17 protein-coding genes and 2 pseudogenes are annotated in these 20,424 nt (G+C 67.8%); 11 read left to right on the top strand and 8 right to left on the bottom strand.

What is annotated here, in order from left to right; genetic code table 11:
- The first annotated feature begins 17 nt into the window (after nt 1–17).
- The 3 genes from ACZ6X9_RS09385 (at nt 18) to ACZ6X9_RS09395 (ending at nt 3,312) form a co-directional block, all read left to right on the top strand.
- Nucleotides 18–1,157 (top strand): alpha-hydroxy acid oxidase, encoded by a 1,140-nt coding sequence (locus tag ACZ6X9_RS09385; RefSeq protein ID WP_469777335.1) that lies wholly within the window; start codon nt 18–20, stop codon nt 1,155–1,157.
- Between the two features lie 177 nt (nt 1,158–1,334).
- Nucleotides 1,335–2,183, top strand: a complete 849-nt coding sequence (locus ACZ6X9_RS09390; RefSeq protein WP_469777336.1) for a DUF4097 family beta strand repeat-containing protein — start codon at nt 1,335–1,337, stop codon at nt 2,181–2,183.
- Nucleotides 2,184–2,709: 526 nt separating this feature from the next.
- Entirely contained in the window at nt 2,710–3,312 is a 603-nt protein-coding gene (locus ACZ6X9_RS09395; RefSeq protein WP_469777337.1) for an LmbU family transcriptional regulator, read from the top strand.
- 137 nt (nt 3,313–3,449) lie between these two features.
- Here the strand turns inward: ACZ6X9_RS09395 and ACZ6X9_RS09400 are convergent, their stop codons facing one another.
- Nucleotides 3,450–4,094 (bottom strand): FMN-binding negative transcriptional regulator, encoded by a 645-nt coding sequence (locus ACZ6X9_RS09400; protein WP_469777338.1) that lies wholly within the window; start codon nt 4,092–4,094, stop codon nt 3,450–3,452.
- 269 nt (nt 4,095–4,363) lie between these two features.
- Here ACZ6X9_RS09400 and ACZ6X9_RS09405 point away from each other — a divergent pair, with 269 nt between their 5' ends.
- The 3 genes from ACZ6X9_RS09405 (at nt 4,364) to ACZ6X9_RS09415 (ending at nt 7,001) form a co-directional block, all read left to right on the top strand.
- Nucleotides 4,364–5,650 carry a lysine N(6)-hydroxylase/L-ornithine N(5)-oxygenase family protein gene (locus ACZ6X9_RS09405; protein WP_469777666.1) on the top strand — a complete coding sequence of 429 codons (1,287 nt, stop codon included), beginning with the start codon at nt 4,364–4,366 and terminating at the stop codon, nt 5,648–5,650.
- 65 nt (nt 5,651–5,715) lie between these two features.
- Nucleotides 5,716–6,558 (top strand): dimethylargininase, encoded by an 843-nt coding sequence (ddaH, locus tag ACZ6X9_RS09410; RefSeq protein WP_469777339.1) that lies wholly within the window; start codon nt 5,716–5,718, stop codon nt 6,556–6,558.
- A gap of 140 nt (nt 6,559–6,698) precedes the next feature.
- Complete coding sequence (locus ACZ6X9_RS09415) at nt 6,699–7,001, top strand: hypothetical protein (protein WP_469777686.1); 303 nt, start codon at nt 6,699–6,701, stop codon at nt 6,999–7,001.
- Here ACZ6X9_RS09415 and ACZ6X9_RS09420 read toward each other — a convergent pair.
- Nucleotides 6,979–7,380, bottom strand: a pseudogene (locus ACZ6X9_RS09420) (transposase family protein); the annotation flags it as partial. The gene ACZ6X9_RS09415 and the pseudogene ACZ6X9_RS09420 overlap by 23 nt on opposite strands.
- A gap of 481 nt (nt 7,381–7,861) precedes the next feature.
- On the opposite strand from ACZ6X9_RS09420, the gene ACZ6X9_RS09425 reads away from it, so the two are divergent.
- A complete protein-coding gene (locus ACZ6X9_RS09425) occupies nt 7,862–8,368 on the top strand; it encodes a hypothetical protein (protein WP_469777340.1) in 507 nt (168 codons plus the stop codon).
- 178 nt (nt 8,369–8,546) lie between these two features.
- A complete protein-coding gene (locus ACZ6X9_RS09430) occupies nt 8,547–11,816 on the top strand; it encodes an RHS repeat-associated core domain-containing protein (RefSeq protein ID WP_469777341.1) in 3,270 nt (1,089 codons plus the stop codon).
- Between the two features lie 244 nt (nt 11,817–12,060).
- On the opposite strand, the gene ACZ6X9_RS09435 is transcribed toward ACZ6X9_RS09430, so the two are convergent.
- On the bottom strand, nt 12,061–12,984 hold the full coding sequence (locus tag ACZ6X9_RS09435; protein WP_469777342.1) for a recombinase family protein: 924 nt from the start codon (nt 12,982–12,984) through the stop codon (nt 12,061–12,063).
- Nucleotides 12,985–13,190: 206 nt separating this feature from the next.
- Between ACZ6X9_RS09435 and ACZ6X9_RS09440 the strand changes: the two genes are divergently transcribed.
- Complete coding sequence (locus ACZ6X9_RS09440) at nt 13,191–14,357, top strand: IS30 family transposase (RefSeq protein WP_469777667.1); 1,167 nt, start codon at nt 13,191–13,193, stop codon at nt 14,355–14,357.
- A 55-nt stretch (nt 14,358–14,412) separates the two neighbouring features.
- Here the strand turns inward: ACZ6X9_RS09440 and ACZ6X9_RS09445 are convergent, their stop codons facing one another.
- Nucleotides 14,413–15,150: an SDR family oxidoreductase gene (locus ACZ6X9_RS09445; protein ID WP_469777343.1), complete on the bottom strand. Its 738-nt coding sequence runs from the start codon at nt 15,148–15,150 to the stop codon at nt 14,413–14,415.
- 145 nt (nt 15,151–15,295) lie between these two features.
- On the opposite strand from ACZ6X9_RS09445, the gene ACZ6X9_RS09450 reads away from it, so the two are divergent.
- A complete protein-coding gene (locus ACZ6X9_RS09450) occupies nt 15,296–15,868 on the top strand; it encodes a TetR/AcrR family transcriptional regulator (protein ID WP_469777344.1) in 573 nt (190 codons plus the stop codon).
- A gap of 197 nt (nt 15,869–16,065) precedes the next feature.
- Here ACZ6X9_RS09450 and ACZ6X9_RS09455 read toward each other — a convergent pair whose 3' ends face one another.
- The 3 genes from ACZ6X9_RS09455 to ACZ6X9_RS09465 all read right to left on the bottom strand — a co-directional run bounded on the left by ACZ6X9_RS09455 (nt 16,066) and on the right by ACZ6X9_RS09465 (nt 19,593).
- Nucleotides 16,066–17,097, bottom strand: coding sequence for a terpene synthase family protein (locus tag ACZ6X9_RS09455; RefSeq protein ID WP_469777345.1), 1,032 nt, complete (start codon nt 17,095–17,097; stop codon nt 16,066–16,068).
- Nucleotides 17,098–17,939: 842 nt separating this feature from the next.
- A complete protein-coding gene (locus ACZ6X9_RS09460) occupies nt 17,940–18,740 on the bottom strand; it encodes a methyltransferase domain-containing protein (RefSeq protein WP_469777346.1) in 801 nt (266 codons plus the stop codon).
- 637 nt (nt 18,741–19,377) lie between these two features.
- Nucleotides 19,378–19,593 (bottom strand): hypothetical protein, encoded by a 216-nt coding sequence (locus tag ACZ6X9_RS09465; protein ID WP_469777347.1) that lies wholly within the window; start codon nt 19,591–19,593, stop codon nt 19,378–19,380.
- Nucleotides 19,594–19,679: 86 nt separating this feature from the next.
- Between ACZ6X9_RS09465 and ACZ6X9_RS09470 the strand changes: the two are divergent.
- A pseudogene (locus ACZ6X9_RS09470) lies at nt 19,680–19,964 on the top strand (ATP-binding protein); the annotation flags it as partial.
- Nucleotides 19,965–19,989: 25 nt separating this feature from the next.
- Here ACZ6X9_RS09470 and ACZ6X9_RS09475 read toward each other — a convergent pair.
- Nucleotides 19,990–20,382, bottom strand: coding sequence for a hypothetical protein (locus ACZ6X9_RS09475; protein WP_469777348.1), 393 nt, complete (start codon nt 20,380–20,382; stop codon nt 19,990–19,992).
- Between the last annotated feature and the right edge of the window lie 42 nt (nt 20,383–20,424).

A 20,424-nucleotide genomic window follows, 5' to 3' on the forward strand; every position in this document is an offset into this window, starting at 1 on the left:
CTGCTGATGGGAAAATCGTGAGCGCGTCCGACAAGTCCACCGATCCCGGGTCCGCCGGTGACCCGGTCCCGCTCTCCCTGCCCGAACTGGAACTCTCCGCCGCGGCGCTGCTGCCGAAGGGCGTCCGGGACTTCGTCGCCGGAGGGAGTGGCACCGAGTCCACCCTCGCGGCCAACCGGCGGGCCCTGGACCGGATCCATCTGGTGCCGCGCGTGCTGCGCGACGTCTCCGACTGTTCCACCGAGGCTTCCTTCCTCGGACGGACCGCCGGACTGCCGCTGGCCGTCGCGCCGGTGGCCTACCATCGACTCCTGCACCCTGAGGGTGAGTTGGCCGTGGCCCGGGCGGCGAAACGGGCCGGTGTGCCGTTCACGGCCGGCATGCTGAGCAGCTTCCCCATCGAGCGGATCGCCGCCGAGGGAGCCCGAACCTGGTTCCAGATGTACTGGCTCCGCGACGAGACCAAGCTCTTCGAGCTCGTTGCCAGAGCGGAGGAAGCCGGTTGCGAGGCCCTCATGCTCACCGTGGACGTCCCTTGGATGGCACGCCGGCTACGCGACATCCGCAACCGCTTCAGCCTCCCCCCGGAGGTCACGGCGGCGAACCTCACCGGCGGTGCCTCGTCGAAGGCGCACGAGTCGCGCCGGGGGACCTCCGCGGTGGCGGCCCACACCGGCGCGATCATGACGGCCGCGCTCACCTGGGAGTCCGTCGAGAGGCTCCGCGCCAGGACCGCACTGCCCCTGATCCTCAAGGGCGTTCTCGATCCCCGCGACGCCCGTCGCGCCGTCGAAAGCGGTGTCGACGCCCTGGTGGTCTCCAACCACGGGGGACGGCAACTGGACGGCGCGATCCCCTCGATCGAGATGCTGCCCGCGGTGTCCGACGCGGTGGCGGGCGGCTGCGAGGTCCTCTTCGACAGCGGGGTCCGCAGCGGAACCGATGTGCTCCGGGCACTGGCCCTGGGTGCCACGGGGGTGCTGGTCGGCCGCCCGGTGATGTGGGGGTTGGCGGCGGGCGGTGAGCAGGGGGTGGACACCGTACTCGGCCTGCTGGCCGAGGAGTTCCGGGATGCCCTGGGGCTGGCCGGCTGTGCGTCGGTCCGCGAGGCGGCCGACCTCCGCACCGCCATGTGGGACGTTCCGCAGGAAACTTGATGGCAGTCGCAGCAAACCTCCGCTCCCACCTGGCGGTACGTGACATCCTGGTGCTCGCGAAACAGTGCGACCCGGTGTCCATAGTTGCCCCCGAAGCTTCACCCGCCCCATGCGACCCGTCATCTGCCGGCCACTCGCCGCGGGCGGCGGTCACCGCATATGTCCAGAAGGCTCGCCTTGCCAACCTTCGACACTTCCGGAGCCATTCTCGCCACGCTCCAACTCGGCTTCGGTGACGTCCGGATCACCGCCAGCGACCGCACCGACACCGTCGTGGAGGTCCGCCCGAGCGACCCCGCCGAGCCCTGCGACGTCATCTGCGCGGAGAGGACACTCGTCTCCTTCTCGGACGGCCGGCTCCTGGTGGCCGCCCCCGGTTCGACCGGCCCGCCCGAGCGGAACGGCAAGGTGAGCGTGGCGATCGAGCTTCCACTCGATTCGAGCGTCCACGGGGAGGCGATGACGCTGAACCTCTCCTGCGAGGGCCGGATCGGAGCCTGCCGGCTGAGCACCGGCCACGGCCACATCCGACTCCACCGCACCGGACCGTTACTGCTGGGACTCGGGCTCTGCGACGTCTCCGTCGAACAGGCGACCGGCGATGTGTACATGAGGGTCGACTACGGAGACGTGTTCATCCGGACGGTCGACGGTACGGCGACGGTCCATCGGAGCAGCGGCCACACCGAGGTCGGCGAGGTCAGCGACCGGGTACGTATCCACGCCGAGACCGGTGACATCCACATCGGCCGCGCGCACGGCTCACTGGAGGCCACGACCGGGCACGGAAGCATCCGGGTCAAGGAGGTCCAGCGCGGCTCGGTCGCCCTGCGGACCGTCCTCGGCGATCTGGAGGTCGGCCTTGCCCGCGGAACCGCTCCGCGGTTCGACCTCAGCTCGACCGCCGGCCACGTCTACCGGTCGCTGAACGTGCTCGCTCCGCCGGAAGCCCCGGCCGAGCCCGTCGAGCTGCACGCCCACACGGCGGTAGGGGACATCGTGGTGCAGCGCACCGAAACGAGCTGAGGCGCGCGTCAGGGCCGGCTCGGCCATTGAAGTTCCCCCGTTGAACTGGATGGCACGATTTTGGGACGAATGCTCCTTGACGAAGCATTCCGATAATGGTGTCTTGACCCGCACGTTACCCGCTCGTCGCCGGGACGGCCAAGCTCCGGGCCCGCCATCGACGACCCAACGCGTTAAGGATGTGTAAAAGTCACAGAAGCGGCCCGGTTCGATTAGCGGACCACCGTGTGGGCCGGGCTGTGATCGACAGGTGCGCCGAACTGTCTTGATCCTCGGGACGAAGTGAGATCTACTCTTCGACGGCACTCACGGGGGACAGCCGGCCGGCTGGAGAGCGCCGGCTGTCGACGCATTCGCAGAGCCCATTGCTCGCGGCTTTCCCTGTGTGACGACGGTCGACTGAATCCAGATCATTCAACTGGTGTCGAATCCCGTCAGCATTTTCTGCCCGGCGCGCAATCGACAGGAGATCGCAGCAATGGATGAGGTCAGCAACCAGGGAAATGTCCGGCTCATGCACCGAAGAATGCATGAGCCGGACGCGCAGAATTACCAGGTTCTGACGACCAGGACGGGACTCCGGATCCCTCAGGGAATGGCCTTCGAGGAGTGGGAGCGGGCCGGGCGCCAGATCGCCGGACTCGTGGATTCTTCATCCTGGTGGCTCGGCGACTGGCTGGTGTACGGGAAGGACCACTACACCGACCGGTATCAGCGGGGCATCAGGGCAGTCGGACTCCGGTACCAGACCCTGCGGAACTATGCCTGGGTCTCCCGGCGCTTCGAGTTCGAGCGGAGGAGGCCGGCCCTGACATTCCAGCACCACGCTGAGCTGGCGTCCCTTCCGGTCCCCGAACAGGACCTCTGGCTCGACCGGGCCGAGCGGATGAAGTGGACCACCAAACAGCTCCGCAATGCCATTCGCGCGGCGAACGACGAGCGGGTGCCGGAGCAGCGGCAGGCGGAGCCGATACGGCGGCTCGCGGTACCCGGCAGTCGCATGCAGTGGTGGCACGAAGCCGCCGAGCAATCGGGCACCGACTTCGAGCAGTGGGTGCTGGCGACCCTCGACCGAGCCGCCCGACAGGTACTGGAAAACTCCGCGGCCCAGGCCAAGTCGTCCGGCTGACCCAAAACGAAATCAGCACGACCGCTCTCCTCGTCCGGGCAGCGCGAGGAGTGGCAGGGGAGCTTCTGCGGCCGCGTAACTCAACTACGCGGCCGCAGAACTGACTACCCGTTGGCCATTGATGGAAACCTCCGCGCTCATGTCAGCCGGCCCATCATTTCGGCGACCATGCCATGGCGGGTGCACCCACGCCCCTCGAACGACTCCTTCACCCGGGCGCGAACCTCGGGTGCCTGCTCCTGACTGAGCTTGAACATGCCCTCGGCCCCTGTCACCCGGATCCTGAACGCGCCCACACCGGGCGCGATGTTGCGGAAATGGTCGAGGGATTCGGACATGTCCCACCCGCTGCCAAGGTCCGTCTCGAAGGCCCGCACAGTGGACTGGACCACGGCCAGCGTCTCGTCCGGCGACTCCATCTTCTCCAGCACGCCATGTACGTGGACGGCCGTGAAATTCCAGGTCGGCGCGGCCGGCCCCTTCCCGTACACGGCCGGCGAGACATAGGCGTGCGGACCGGTGAAGGTCAGCAGCACGACACTGCCCGATTCGAGCGCCTTCCAGTGCGGATTCGCGCGGTTCATGTGGCCCCACAGCGTGATCCCTGTGAGGTCATCGGGCCATTCGCCGCCCAGCTCGGGGTCCAGGATGATCGGCAGATGCGTGGCGAACGGCCCGTCCGTCGGGTTCCCGTTGGACACCATCAGCGCGAGGGGATTGCTGCGGATCAGGTCGGGCATCCACGAACCGTCCGGTTCGCGATAAAAATTGGGAACAAACATTCCGGACTCCCGTCCTTTCTTTGTTTTCCGGCCCGGCACGGGCCCCCGGCGCACCAACGTAGCCGACCTCCAAGGCAATCGAGCCGCATTCCCGATAATCTGTCACCGCTGTCCTGTCGACGGGACAGCGGGCGACGTTCCGGCCGCCGGAACTCTTGATTGCACCTGCCGGCCTGCCCTACGTTGACGTCGTATTCCCGACCTTTCCCTGCCTAGGCCACATTGAGGGAGAACTTACTGTGGGCACTCATGAATCCGAGCCGTACGATGTGGTCGGAATAGGCTTCGGCCCTTCGAACCTGTCGCTTGCGATCGCTCTGGAAGAGTATCGGGTGGGCCCACCGAACCAGCTCAATGCCACCTTCTTCGAGCGGCAGGCCGAATTCGGGTGGCACCGGAACATGTTGCTGCCGTCGGCGACCATGCAGATTTCCTTCCTGAAGGATCTGGCGACCTTCCGAAATCCGGGGTCCCGGTTCACCTTCATCACCTATCTGCACGAGTCGGGCCGACTGGCTCAGTTCGTCAACAATCAGGACTTCTTCCCGACCCGCCAGGAGTTCCACCGGTATCTGGAGTGGGCGGCGGCGAGGATCGACTACGACGTCTCCTACGGCTCCGAGGTCACGGCGATCCGCCTGCCCGAGCGGGCCGGCTCCGCGGAGCCCGAGCATCTGGAGATCGAGGTCGGCACGCCGGCCGGCCACACGCTGGTCCACTCCCGCAATGTGGTCATCTCGACCGGGCTGGTCCCCCGCATGCCCGAGGGCGTCGAGCGCGGTGACCGCGTCTGGCACAGCTCGGAGTTCCTGACCCGGTACTCCGAGCTGAACCCCGACGAGTTGAAGAACGTGGCCGTGGTCGGCGCCGGCCAGAGCGCGGCCGAGATCGCCAGGTTCCTGCACGACGCGCTCCCGCACGCAGAGGTGTCCGCCGTCATCCCGTCCTACGGTTACTCCATCGCGGACGACACCCCGTTCGCCAACCAGGTATTCGACCCCGGCGCGGTTGACGACTACTACTTCGGCACCGCCAAGACCAAGGACGCCTTCTGGCGCTACCACAAGAACACCAACTACTCGGTCGTCGACGACGAGGTCATCCGGGACCTCTACCGGCGCTCGTACGAGGAAGAGGTCCGCGGTACCAAGCGGCTGCACTTCCTCAATCTGACCAGGGTCGCGTCAGTCGACCGGACCGGAGACGCGGTCAAGCTCACCCTCGATGCGCAGCTCGACCCGGAACGCCGGGTGGTCACGGTCGACGCGCTGATCTTCGCCACCGGGTACGACTCCATGGAGCCGACCGCCCTGCTCGGCGATCTGAACCGCTACTGCCTCCGGGACGAAGCGGGACGGTACGTCATGGAACGCGACTATCGGATCGCCACCACGCCCGAACTCCCCTTCGGCATCTACCTCCAAGGCGGCACCGAGCACAGCCACGGCCTGACCTCGTCCCTGCTGTCGAACCTCGCCGTCCGCAGCGGCGAAATCGCCGACTCCATCATCTACCGGCGGAGCCAGCAGGGGTTGGGAACGCTCAAGGTCGGCTGATCCTCCGCCGGAACCGGTCAAGCAACGCTCGACCATCCCCAACAGCCCAACCGAAGGGAACGAAGGTGCCGCACACCCAGTCGGAGCAGACAGCGCTCGCACACCGCACGGTCACGCCACGGCGATACCTGATGTGTCGTCCGATGTACTTCGACGTCACCTACTCGATCAACCCGTGGATGGACCCGGACCGCCCCACGTCGACCGACACCGGACTGGCCCAGTGGAAGAGCCTGTTCGACACCTTCGTCGAGCTGGGCCACGACATCCGGCTCATCGAGCCCGTGCCCGGACTCCCCGACATGGTTTTCGCCGCGAACGGCGCGATCGTCATCGACGGCAAGGTGCTGGTGGCCCGCTTCCGGCACGACCAGCGCAAGGACGAGTCAGCGGCCTACCTGGAGTGGTTCGGGCGCGGCGGCTGGTCCGCGGTCCAGCAGGCGGAGTACATCAATGAAGGCGAGGGCGATTTCCTCTGGACCGGCCGGGAAATCCTGGCCGGCACCGGGTTCCGCTCCGACCCGCGGGCCCACGACGAGGTGCGGGATTTCTTCGGCCGTCCCGTGATCGGCCTCACCCTCGTCGACCCCCGGTTCTACCACCTGGACACGGCGCTGTCGGTCCTCGGCGACGGGGAGATCATGTACAACCCGGCGGCCTTCTCCCCGGAGAGCCGGGCGGTCCTGGCCGAGCGCTTCCCCGAGGCGATTCTCGCCGACCCGGCCGACGCCGCCGTCTTCGGCCTCAACGCGCTGTCGGACGGGCACAACGTCGTTCTTCCCCGGGCCGCCACCGGCCTCGCGGCACAGCTTCGCGAGCGCGGCTACAACCCGATCGGTGCCGACCTGACCGAACTGCTCAAGGCCGGGGGCAGCGTCAAGTGCTGCACCCTCGAACTCCGCGCCTGAGGCACGAGCCCTGAGGGCCACCAGGAGTCCGGTCCCACGTCGACCGCCCGACGCGGGACCGGATTCAGGCCGTTCCCGCTCGACACTCCCGGCCCTGCCTGGAGATCATCCGCCGGGCGGCGGGACTTCCGGTCATCGCCATGGAGACCGCCGGGACCGTCGCGCCGAAGCCCGCCCCCGAGAACGAGCGGCTCGGATCCCTGCGACGTCGGCTGCGACGCGACCTGTCGAGGGTTCGCTCACCCGGCCATGCCAGGTTCATCGCCATACTGGCGGTGCTACTCGACACCCGCACCAGGGCCGGGGAGTTGGTGGCCCAACGCATCGACCATCTCTCCAGGGACGGCCGAAGCATCGACGTCCTCCGCCGCCCACACCACGGCACGGGCGCCCCGCCCCTCCGTGAAACCCTCCCCCTGTCCTGCCTCGGCTGGTCAACGTGACGGCGAGCGGGGTGCCGTGGCGATCGACGACGAGGTGGTGCTTGCTGCCCGGACGGGCGCGGTCGACCGGCGAAGGTCCGGTGTGAGCCCCCTTTGAGAGCCCGGGCGTGTGAGCCGTCGGCCGCGGCGTCATCCATCTCAGTAGGCCGGCCCGCCGCAGCTCCGCCAGGAGGATTTCGTGCAGACGGGGCAACATCCCCGGCCTCAGTCCAGTCCCGAAGGCGCCGCCAGCAGGTCACCGCACTGCAGCCGATGCCCGCAGAGCAGCCCGGTCATCAGCGGGCAGCCGGGCCGGGCATCGCCGACGTCGCGGCGGACGAGGAGGGAGCAGCGGGGCAATACGTTCCCACAGGTCATCCGGCGCCAGCTCAACGCACACCCGCAGAACTTCGCGGCCATCTCGGCCCAACCGCCAAGCCCCTGAACCAACCTCATGCTGAAGTGATCAGCAACGCGGCTGCCCGCAAAGGTAGTTGGTGGCGTGTCAAACGTCCTCGTGTGCCCGCTGCATCGAAAAGCATGCCTGTGGCGCACATCACACTTCAATGCATCTCCTGGGAAAGCGCAATGCGCACTCGTTCACACCTAGGCGGCAGCGGCAATGACGCACGCGAACCATGGATTCGAAGGCTTAGGCGGCGAGCATCCATTTATTTACCCTGTGTAGTTTTTATTACGCCTGGTATTCATACGGATGGAACGCGGGATTCCGGTGTGCTGTGTGATGAGGATGAGGAGGCGCACCAGTCGGGTGCGCTGTCCACTGTGTGCGGCGCCCGAGGCTCGTTCGGGCGGCTGGGGGCTGCGCGCTTTCCCAGGGGGTAAAGCACGTGAGACGTGCGCGTATGACGGGTTTCGCCGTGGCTGCGGCGACAGCGTTGTCAGTTCTGGGCGGCGGGGTCGCCTCGGCGGCGAAGGGGCCGGGGCAGACGCCGCAGGAACGGGCGGCGAACGAAGCGGCCGGGACCGCGGGCACGGAAGCCGGTAATCCGCTGAGTAGCGTGGCGACGGCGGCGGGGGTGTGCTCGGACGCGGCGCAGATCGGGACGACGGAGTACATCTACCGGGGCACGGAGAAGATCGCCTCGGTCAAGCAGTTCTACTCGGCCAAGTGCGATGAGAACTACGGCTACGTGTGGGCCTGGAAGTCGTTCCTGGACAAGGAGATCAATTTCGACCTGACGGTCGGTGTGTGGTCCTACAAGCGCAACGCGTTGGTGGGCCGCAGGGATGTGTTCGGCACTCACTCCCAGGAGTTCTGGGGCAACGCGGCCAAGACGGCGAACGAGTGCACCTCGGGCGACGGGACGATCAGCATCCCCAACGACCCTCAGACACTGCACACGCGCACGTCCCAGCGCTGCTGACGCGGGTCCCGTACCGGCGCCACACCGCCGGTCGGTAACACGCCGCCGGCCAGTAACACGCCGCCGGCCAGTAACACGTACGGCCTCCTCCGAGCAGGACGGGGTGCACCTCTGCATGGGTGCCGCCCCGTCCTGCTCCATATCTCAACGCATCGGAGAGACCTTCGTGAATCCTCGCATGCCCGCACTACGGCGCCGCAGACACTGGCTGCCGCTGTCGATCCTGGTCGCGGCCACCGCGACCGTCACCATGGCCACCGCTGTCCCCGCCACCGCCCAGCCGGCGACCGCCCCCGCCACCGCCGCGGCGGCCAAGCCGCCCCCCTCACCCCTGGGCAAGACAAAGGCCCCGGCCAGTACGGCGTTCAGGGCGACCGGCCAAGCCGGGCGGCCGGTGGTCGAGTCGGCCGCCGCCGAGCCCGGCTTCTACGCCCTCGGCACCGGCCGGGTCCCGTGGTCGGAGTTCTACACCGCCCAGCTCTCCGATGGAGTCAGCGCCCAGGTCAACTACGGGAACGGCAACCTGCTGCTGACCGTCGACGGCTTCGACATCGCCGACGCCGGCCCGGGTCTGGCCTACGGCAACACCTTCAACAGCCTCAATACTGTCGGCTGGAACGCCACGTCCGGCGCCGACTATCGCATCGAGGAGACCACCGCCGACGGCGTCTCGGTGGAGGGGCCCTCCGGCACGGTGGGTGTCTTCGCCCGCTCCGGTTCCGGCTTCACCCCCGCCAGGGGCTACAAGCAGGACCTGACCGAGGCATCCGACAAGAAGTCCTTCACGCTCACCAGCCGCCGCACGGGGGAGAAGACCACGTTCTCCCGCTCCGGCACGACCGGCGTCGCGCGGGTGTCGAAGGTGGAGGACAAGAACGGCAACGCGACCACCATCACCTACTCCGGGAACCTCACCTCGAAGATCACCTCTGCCTCGGGCCGGACGCTGACATTCACCAACGACGGTACGCACATCACCAAGGTCACCGACAACACCGACCGGACGATCGGCTACACCTACAGCGGTGACTTGATCAAGACCTTTACCGACACCGACGGCAAGACCACCACCTTCGACTACGACACCTCCAAGCGTCTGACCAAGGTCACGACGGCGGAGGGCCGGCAGACGAAGTTCACCTGGGACAGCGACAAGGTCGCCTCCGTCACCCGAGTGGTCACCAACTCCACCGGCGCCGGCAACACCACGGCCTTCCGCTGGATCCTGCCCCCCGACAACAACCCCGACGCCGAAGGCGTGGTGCGCGTCACCGACCCGCGCGGCAAGAACACGCTCAAGACGGTCGACGGCTACTGGCGCACCAAGAAGACCGAGGACCCGCTCGGTCACACCCGCTCGAAGTCCTGGGGTCCGGACAACGACATCGCCACCGCCACCGACGCGATGGGCGCGGCGCCCGAGGACGGCAACGTCACCAGCTACAAGTACGACAGCGCCTTCAACCCCACCACCGCGACCCTGCCCACCGGGGCCTCGGCGTCGGCGACGTGGGTGAAGAAGGGCAGCGGCTACTTCCCGGAGACGGCCACCTCTGCCTCGGCGGAGAAGACGACCCATGGCTACGACAACTCCGGCAACCTGCTCACCTCCACCGACTCCACCACGAGCGGCACCGGCGCCAAGTGGACCTACGACTACAACCCCAAGTCCGGGACCATGGACTGCGGTGGCCTGCCCGGCCAGCGCTGCAGCGCCACCGACCCGCGGGACAAGAAGACGTCGTACACCTACGACTCCAAGGGCAACCTGACCAAGGTCACCCCGCCATCCCCGCTCAAGCCGATCACCTACACCTATGACGACCTCGGCCGCCGGAAGACGGTGACCGACGGCCGCGGCACCATCACCACCTACACCTACGACAACCGCGACCGCATCAAGACCCAGAGCGCCGGCTCGTCGGACGCCTCGTTCACCTACGACGGCGACGGCAACCTCAAGACCCGCACAGCCCCCGGCGGCACGTCGACTTTCACCTACGACGAGCAGAACCGCGAACGCACCCGCGCTCTGCCCGGCACCCCGGCCACGTCGATCACCTATGACGCCACCGGCAACGTAGCCACCGCCACCGACTCGGCGGGCACGGTGACCTACGGCTACGACGACGCCAACGAGCTGACCTCGGTCACCGAACCCGACGGCGCCAAAACCAGCTTCACCTACGACAAAAACGGCGACCGCACCAAGACCACCTTCCCCGGCGGCACCACGCAGACCGTCACCTCCGACGACTCCAGCCGTCCCACGAAGGTCGAGGCCAAGTCCGGTTCCACGACCCTGTCGTCGATCTCCTACGACTACGCCAACTCGGGCAAGGACACCGACAAGGTCCGTAAGCGCACCACTGACGGCGCAGCCCTGGCCTACACCTACGACACGCTGGGCCGGCTGACCAAGGCCGTGGAGACCAAGAGCGGTTCCACGACGGCCGGCTGGTCCTACTGCTACGACAAGGCAGGCAACCGCACCGGCCGCTCCTCGGGCACGTCCCTGCCGTCCGACTGCGACGGCGCCGAGCAGAAGGCGGTCTACAACGACGCCGGCGAGCTGACCTCGTACAACGGCAACGACGCCTTCACCTACGACGGCGCGGGCAACGAGACCTCGGCCGCCAGCCCCACTGGCACCCGCACTGCCGAGTCCTGGACGCCGTTCACCCAGCTCGGCGCCTACACCCAGTCCGGCACCACCACCGAGCAGACCTACGCCGGAACCGACAACGCCCAACGCCTGAAGGCCGGTTCCACGACCTTCACCAACACTGCGGTCGGCATCACCGGCCAGAGCGTCTCCGGCGCGGCCACCGGTTTCATCCGCGAGCCCTCGGGAACGCTGGTGGCCATGAAGAGCGGAGGCGCCAGCCAGTACTACCTGACCGACGCCCAGAACTCCGTCATCGGCCTGGTCGACGCGTCCGGCAAACGCACGGCCACCTACTCCTACGGCCCCTACGGCGAGCAGCGCACGAACTCGGGAACCAACCAGCCCTTCCGTTACACAAGCGCCTACCAGGACTCGTCGGGTCTGTACAAAATGGGCGTTCGCTACTACGACCCCAACCTCGGCCGTTTCACTCACCCCGACCCCAGCGGCATGGAAAGCAACGCCTACCTCTATGCCGCAGGTGACCCCGTCAACCGTATGGACCCGAACGGAACTTGGAGTCTGAGTGGGATTGCGGACGCTCTGGGACCAGTAGGTGATTTGGGCACGGGAATTTATCACCTGGCCACGAGGGACACCAAGGCACTCTGGGGCGATGTCGCGGGCGTCGTCGCCGGCGGGATCACCGCAGGGGCCTGCCTCACAACTGCCGCGGCTCTTGCGCCGGCAACGGCTGGCATATCGCTCGGCTCTTCACTGCAGTGCGCGGCCGTCTCATGGAGCGCTGGTCAGATAGCGTCCAATGCCGTAGGAGGTTAAGAGAACAGGGCTGGGAGGAAACTCCTCCCAGCCCTCAATCGGAGAGAAGGAGATCACATGCCTCGCGTCGGCTGGAGCTTGGAACAGCGCGCGGTCGTGAAGCGCTACACGGCCATCACCACATGTCTTGCCGTGGTAGGAGTTCTGTTCGGTGTCTTTCTGATAGCTTCCGGGAATTCCGGAGGGTGGGTCTTCCTGGCTCTTATCGTCGTCATCTGTGCCGGCATGGCAACGTTTCTGAACATCATGAGGAAAAAGCAGCCAGGCCGCCAGTAGGCCGAGAATAACCATGCCCCGGGGGCGGGCTGTTGCAAAGCCTGACGGTCTTGGATCGTTGCCGGTCAGGCCGGGCCAAACTTGTGGTGCGCCCGGCGGGGACGGCGCTGACGCGCGCAGGGTGTAGCCCTGGCCGTGCCATACGTTCACCCCCTTGGTCGAGCGCGGCCCGCTTGGCGGGCTCCAGGTCGGCCGCGTGAAGGAAGCCGGCGAACTTGCCCGACATGTCGAGCGTGACCGGCAGCTCCAGGGCAGGCGCGTCCTCCTCGCTGACAGTGTGGTCGGGCAGGAGGTCGGCGACGGCCGTGCGGATGGCACCGCGGCTGACGCCGTGGTCGCGGGCGAGGGCGGCAATGGACCGGCCTTCCAGGTACGCGGTGCGCACGGCGTCGGTCCTGTCGGCCGCCACGGCGGGGCGGCGCCCGCCTTTGTTGCCCTTGGCCTCGGCGGCCCGCAGGCCGTCGTAGGTGAGCTCGCGCTGGAGGTCGCGTTGGAGTTCGCCGGCGGCGGCGAGGGTCTGCACCATGAAATTCACGGTGGACAGCAGCTCGCCGGTGCGCGGGTGGCGGGCGGTGAGGTCCATCGCGGAGAACGCGCCGTCATGGATACACAGGGCGAGGCGGTCGCGATGGAGGACGTCCAGGATGTCGAGGATGTGCTGGTTGCCGCGCACCAGGCGGAACATCTCGGAGATGTGCACGGTGTCCCCGGGCCGCGCGTACGCGAGCAGATCGCGGAACTTCGGGCGCTGGAGGGGGTGGAGGCGGCTGGAGGTGCCGCCGTCCTCCTCGAAGACGACCGGGCCCGCGATCCCGGCTTCGTCCAGGACGAGGTGCTGCCGGGCGGTGGACTGCTGGTCGGTCGAGACCCGCTTGTAGACCAGATTCGCCACCGAGGGGTCTCTTCCGCACGGAAGATCGGACCCTATCTGTCGTCAAACCCTGTCGGCAATCACCATCGGACCTGATTGGATTCGGGCCGGCCTGAACCCCCGGATTTTGGTTCATTGGGTGCGCCTGCCGCCCTGCCGTCAAACGATGGCACCCTCAAGTGATCAACGCACCACCCACGGATGATCATGTGATCGTGGAGGCACAGGTGCGTGACTACGGGTTCTCGTCAGCTCAGCAGGACGAGATATGGAGACGCTGGCGCGAGGGGCAGTCGTTCAGCCTGATCGGGCGGGCGCTCGGGGCGCCGATGCAGAACGCTCGTCGCTCCCTGTACCAGAGCGGCGGCATCCGCCTCGCCCCGCAAACGCGGTCAGAGCGGCACCTGAATGGCAGCGAGAGGGAGGAGATCTCTCGCGGCATCGCCGCCGGGGAATCGGCCCGGCATCTGGCCAGGCGGCTGGGCCGGTCCCCTTCGATCGTCTCCCGCGAGATCTCCCGCAACGGCGGCCGAGACCGCGACCGAGCCGCCACCGCCGATACAGCCGCCTACGAACGCGGGCGCCGACCCAAGCAGGCCAAGCTCACTCAACGACCCGCTCTGCGCGCCCTGGTGGAGGCCAAGCTGGCTCTGTGCTGGTCGCCCGAGCAGGTCGCAGGATGGCTGCGACGGCAGTTTCCTGGTGACGCCTCCATGCAGATCTCGCATGAAGCGATCTACCTCTCGCTCTACGACCCTCGCCGGCGCCAAGCAATCGACCGCAGCCTCACCCAGCGGCTGAGGTCAGGCAGGCCGATGCGCCGTCCGAAGCTCGCCCGCCGGCCCACGGGCCGGGGGATCATCCGAGGCATGGTGTCCATCACCGCCCGCCCCGCCGAGGTCGAGGACCGCAAGGTCCCCGGCCATTGGGAGGGCGACCTCGTGATGGGCACCCGGCCCTCGGCTGTCGCCACGCTGGTCGAGCGCACCAGCCGCTACACGACCATCGTCGCGCTGCCCGACGGCATCAAGGCCGAGCAGGTCACCCCGCACCTCACCAGGAGCCTCCTCAGAATCCCGCCCCAACTGCGGCGGACGCTCACTTGGGACCGCGGCCGGGAGATAGCCGAGCACCAGGGCATCACCGCCGAGACCCGGATGCCGATCTACCTCTACAGGCCACGGAGCCCGTGGCAACGCGGCACTAACGAGAACACCAACCAGCTGCTACGGCAGTACCTCCCCAAGGGAACTGACCTCCGCACGTTCAGCCAGGCTGACCTGGGCACCATCGCCCACGAGCTCAACCACCGTCCACGCAAGACCCACGGCTACCGCACTCCCGCAGAGGTCTACGATGACCTTCTGAACAGCAGTGATGCACCGACCGTTTGAGCCCGCCATCGTTTGACGACAGGGCGGCGGTTTCGAGTAGCCCGACTCGCCGCTGTCAGGCTTGCACGGTGGGGCGGACGACGATCTCGCTGACATCGACGCCGTCGGGTTGTTCGATGGCGTAGCCGATGGCGGAGGCAATCGCCGAGGGCGGCATGGCGATCTCGTCCCGCTGCCGGGTCAATGCGGCCGCGGCTTCAGGGCTGGCTCCCTTGCCGACGCCTTCGGTGTTGGTGAAGCCGGGTGAGACGAGGGTGACGCGCAGGTTGGATCCCGACTCCTGGCGTAGGCCCTCGGTCAGCACCTTTACCGCCGTTTTGGTGGCCGCGTAGACCGCCTGTGGGGTTTTGACGACGTAGGCCGCGGTGGAGCCGACGTTGACGAACTGGCCGAAGCACTGCCGGCGGAAGATGGGCAGAGCCGCCCCGATGCCGTTGAGCAGGCCGGTGATGTGGGTGGAGACCATGGCGTCCCAGTCGTCCTGGCGCAGGTCGTCGAACGGCGAGACGGCCATCGTGCCCGCATTGGAGACCAGGACGTCGAGTCGACCGTACTGGTCGATGGCCGTGCCCGTCAGGCGCTGGAGGTCTTCGCGACGCGTGACGTCGACGAGGACGCCGGTGGCGGTGCCGCCCTTCGCCGTGATGCCGTCCACGACGGCATTCAGCCGGTCCTCGCGCCGGGCTCCGAGCACGAGCTGGGCGCCCCTTTCGGCGAGGTAGGCCGCAGTTGCCTCACCGATGCCGCTGCTGGCACCTGTGATCGCGATGACTTTGCCCTGGATGCCCGACATGATCGACTTCCTTCCATGCGGTGCGCGCAGGTCAGTACTGTGACCTACAGTGAAACCGGAGGTGCCCCCAGTTAGCCCCACCGTAAGTGGGGGCGCATCCGGTTAGCAAGTTCGGAAGGCTTCGAAGAGGGGATGGCGAGCACTGATGACCGACGGGACGCTTCGCCCGCTGCGGGCTGACGCGCGGCGGAACAGGGAGAAGATCCTTACGGCCGCGGTACGCGTCTTCACGACGGAGGGGCTGGATGCACACCTGGAACGCATCGCCAAGGAAGCAGGCGTGGGCAGTGCGACCCTGTACCGCAACTTCCCCACCCGGGAGGCCCTGATAGAGGCGGTCTACCGCAACGAGGTGGCCCACCTGTGCGACGCCGCCCCCGCTCTACTTGCGCAGAAGCCGCCAGTAGAGGCGCTGCGTGCGTGGACACGCCTGTTCCTGGACTACGTCACCGCCAAGTACGGCATGATCGACGCCCTGCGCGCCATCGCCGCGACGGGAAGCAATCCTTATGGTCACAGCCGGGAAATGATCCAGGCCGCCATCACCTCACTCATGGACGCTTGCACGGCCGCCGGGGCGATCCGCACTGACATCCGGCCCACCGACATCGGTGCGGCCCTGGAAGGTATCGCCCTCACCTCGGCGGGTGCTGAACACCGACCGCAGGCCGAGCGCCTGCTCGACCTCACCCTGGACGGCCTTACGGTCCGCCCGTGACGACTCGTGCGTGGGTCCGCTCCGCCACCGCAGGGCCTCGGGCGGTCATTCCTCGCTGTCGTCGTCCTCGTCCGGCTCGGGTCCGTCGGGGTCGCGTAGCGGGCGCAGGGCGCCGGCGGCCGGGACGCTGGCGGTGAAGCTGTTGCTGCCGAGAAGATTCAGGTTGCGGTGCCCGCGCTAGCGATCCGTGCGCCAGGTCAGATGCCGGCCATGCCGATGGTGACGATCTCTGTGAGGTATCCGGGCTCGTCCGGCCGTGTGACGGAGCGGCTCGCGTAGCGGGGCGAGGTGCGGCACCAGTCGTAGTTGCCGCGCATGGTGGTGCGCATGGCATCGATGTAACGGTAGGTGGACTCCCGTTCGGCCAGGGCCAAGTGGAGCTCATCGCACACCGACGGCATCCGTGCCTCCAGGTCAAGGAAACGGTCGGTGAGGACGCGTACCCGTGCCTGCACTTCGCCGACGGCCTGTTCGCGCGTGCACCGGCGCTCGTGTGCGATGACGAGTACCGCGTTGTGCGGTTCTCCGCGCGCTGCTTCCTTCTCCAAAGACAGTGCGTCTTGGACGAAGTCGACGACGCGTACCGTGATCTGCCGCATTTCCTGCACGACAGGGTGTGACCGGACTGCGCCGGGCAGTTCGAAGTTGTTCAGCCTCTCGGCGAAATCCAGAATCACGGCCATTCCGCCCGCCGCATCCCTGACCCGCAGGAACTCATCCAGGGTGAAGGAGACGTGGTGGTGGCGATTGACCGTCTCGGTCAGGTGGGCGGTGAGGTAGGCGGCCCAGTTCTCAGCAGCTTGCTCCTGCCAACGTGATGACATGCCGACGATTTCGCGGCGCCACAGGTCCTGCAATGCCTGCGCTGCCGGAGCGAGACTGTCGGCCGCGAGCCCCCCGCGTGGGCGGTGGCGCACCACGCTTACTACCTGGTCAACGATGCGTGCCGCTTCCTCAGGGTCTTTCCCCAGGGGACTGTCGAACTGACCGTCCCAGAACACCAGCCAACCGTAGAAGTCGATGGCCAGGTCACGATCGGCTCCCACCGGCTGGGGGTGGAAAAGTACCGCGGCCGCATCCAGCGCCCAGTCCACATACGTCTTGAACGCTGCTTCGCCGCGCAGCAGCCCGAAGTGACTGACCCACCGCAGGTGACGTTCCCGAGCATCGGTGAGGTCGGGTAAATCCACCGGAGCGAAGGGCAGGTCGAATGGAGTGCTCTGATACATGCGTATGCGCCTCCTCCGCTGTTCACATCGTGCGACGCTATGGGGAAGTACGGCCCATGGAAGACTGAGCTCCCGTGGCTGGGCGAAACCCTGCGTCTCAGAGCCCGGCGCTGATCGATTTCAGCGGGTGCCTCACACCGTCCACACCGTGCGAGCCCTTCCAGGAGACCAGTCACGCAGCACCATGGGAAGACGAGTCCGTTCTCGGATGCGTGCATGTGCTGAATGGTGGCACCCTTGCGAATGGCATGAGGTTCTGTTCTCCTGCGCTAACCACACACCGCGCCCGGTCGCGCAGTCGGAGACGGACCGCCGGCACCCTGCCACCTACGTCGGGCGGCCGGTCGTCCTCAGCCGGGCCTGCGCATCGGCGGCGTCCAAGGTCACGGTGACCAGCGCCGCTCCGAGTTGGTGGACGCGGTGCCGGGTGAGGCCGTGCACGGTCAGCGCCTGCCGAAGTGCCGTGCCGGTCCCGGAGCCGCCCCGGCCGTGGGCCGTGGTCCTGCCGGCTGCCGCCGGTCCGGGCGTGCTCGGCGCGCTCCAGAACGGCGGCCGCGGCAACGGGCACGACGGACAGAATCTCCGCGCACTCCGGGTCGAGATGCGCGTGGGCGCCGGCCGGCACCTCCAGGGCGGCGGCCCGCGTCCTCCACCGCGCCCGCGCTCCGGCTCTCCGGGCCGGCGGCGTCAGCGAGCGCGCACGCCGACATCGTGCTCACCGCCTCGCGGAACGGGTGCCGCTGCTGTTCATCGAGGTCGGCGCCGAGCAGGGTGAGGGCGATGGGCCCTGCGGCCCGACTGTGGGGCAGGCCGACGGGATCAGGTGGCGGCGCCCTCGTCGCCTACCGGACGGTGGCGGAGGTGAGGAAATAGGTGACGGAGTACAGGAACTGACCGCCCTCGATCGCCTCATCGAGGAGCGTGTTGTAACGCTGTGCCTCGGACCGGTCGATGTAGCCGCGGTCGGCGAAGGCGTCGGCCCAGTCGCGGACGCCCATCATGTCGTCGATGGTGCGCTTGTTTCGGACGAGCAGGGTACGTGCCTCGACCTGGACGTCGAGCAGACCGCGTGCGGTGAGAAGGCCGGGGACGCGGCGGGCGAAGGTGCCGTGGCGGATGCCGGCCGTCTGGCGCAGGCCCAGGATCTTGGCGGCCAAGCGGTGGTCCTCGATGTTCAGGGCCTGGGTCGCGGTGTCCGGGTCGCAGACGACGATCCTGCCTCCGGGACGGACGACCCGCAGCATCTCCTCCAGCACCCGGTCGGGATCCTCGACGTGCTGCAGGACGCGGTCTGCCCAAGCCCCGTCGAAGCGCGCGCTCTTGAACGGCAGGCGGTGGCCGTCGGCCACGGCGACCTGCCGCAGGCCGGCGTGCTTCATCTCGGTGCACATGATCCGGGACAGGTCACAGGCGACGACCTGGGCGCCGGACTCCTCGGCGAGTTCCCGAGCGGCGTCTCCCGTGCCGGCTCCGACATCGAGGAAGCGCCGGCCGGCCTGGGCTCGCAAAAGGTGGCGTAAGCGCTGTTTGTAGGAGACGAAGAACGGATCGGCCCGCAGACGGTACAGCGCGTTGACCAGGCGCACGGGGCGGGGGTGCGCGTCGATGTCGGAGAAGGCGTGCGGCACGTAGAAGTCGCCCATGGACGGACCCTACGGCTCGCGGGCAGGCCGTGCGGGCGAAATCGCTCAGCGAGTAGGGCGTCCCTGCTGCCGGCCGGGAGAGCGCCGAGACGGACGGTGCCCTGCAGCCGCCCCTTCGCCACCGGGGCACGATGGTGGCCCCGATGCCCCTCCGGCCGTGGCCGAGCCCCCGCCTTCGCCCCTTCCGATCCGCCTCCTTGCCGGCCAGAGTAGAGGCGACTTGCTGCGCCGAGTCGGGGCTCATGCCGGCAATGACCTGTCCGGAGTCCAGAGTGCGGGCGTAGGTGCTCGGTCCGAACCTGACGAGCGCGTCGCCGAGAGCGGCGGCCGCGGTAGCCGCCGGCCCCGCGCCCCGCTGAACCCCGGGGCCGCGACGGCCGGCGTCCTTCTCAGCGGAGCCGGCGGACGGGCGTCCTCAGCCGGCGAGCCCCTCGCAGCCCGGCCGGGACCGCAGTGCCAGTCGGTGCGCGTACCGGTGGAGGGACGGCTGCCCACCGCGGCGACGAGGTTCCACACCACGCGCGGCCTCCGCCCCGCGCTGAGCTCGACCGGAGGCGAGGACGAGCCCGTAGGCGCCGGTTCCGTGGACGGGGAGGGGCTCGACCAGCGCGGCGGACGCGGTCTCGGCCGGGCGGGGCTATCGCGTCCCGTGGTCGTGCTGACGGCCGGGGCCGAGCCGACGTCGCCGTTGTCGGGCGGGGACGTCAGTGATGACGGCGGTCTGGTCATCGCTCTGGGAACGCACGAGGTGCTCGAGCAGCGCCGCGGTCGCGTCCGTGATCGGGGCGAGGAGCCGCGCGGAGTATGGGTCCAGGGGAGAGAGCGCCCCCACCAGGGTGCCGATCGCGTCCACGGCGTCCTCGACAGCGACGGCGCTCCAACCCGTAGGGTGCGCGGCCTCGGCGAAACGGCAGGCCGCCTCCGCCGAGGCGTCGGCGTGCCCGTTACGGACGTGCCGATCTTCTCTGCATCGATGAACTGGGCTATCTCGAACCGGACCGGCGCGGAGCCGGGATGCTCTTCCAGGTTCTCACCGAACGTGAAGAGAAGAACAGCGTCGCGATTGCCTCCGACGAATCGTTCGGAGGCTGGACAAAGACCTTCACCGACCCTCGTCTCTGCGCGGCCATCGTCGACCGCCTCACCTTCAACGACACCATCGTCGAAACCGGCACCGAGTCCTACCGCCTCGCACGGACCAAGGCCAGGCAGCAGGCGAAATAGGCCCTGGACTCCCGTGCCAGGGGACTCAGTTGGCGGTTTGTCGGGCTGACAGAAGCCACCGCCAGCGTCGGCGCTCGGTGACGAAAATGGCCATAGCCAGCAATGTTACCGAGCCTGCCGCCCACGCCGGCCAGACCGACCACGAGAACGTCACGGCCGCGGCGGCCTGGAGCAGGACCAGAAGAATCGTGACACAGCCGGGCACTGCAATGATCACGCTGTTCTTGTCACCCGGAGTGGACAAACATGTTGGGAGGCCGATCAGGAGCACCACGGACAGAACGGCAAGCAACCACGAATAACCGGCCAGTGCCCAGGGCGTTGTGACCCAGGCAACGAGTTCCACTGCGAAGCGCAGGATGGACGCATTGCGGTCGTCTGGCCGCCTCGGGAGCGCTTTCTCAGCAGTGGCGGTCATCTGCCCACGATCTCACGCATGCACCGAGCCAGCGGAGCTACC

It is taken from the genome of Streptomyces sp. NPDC052910 (genome assembly GCF_055585605.1).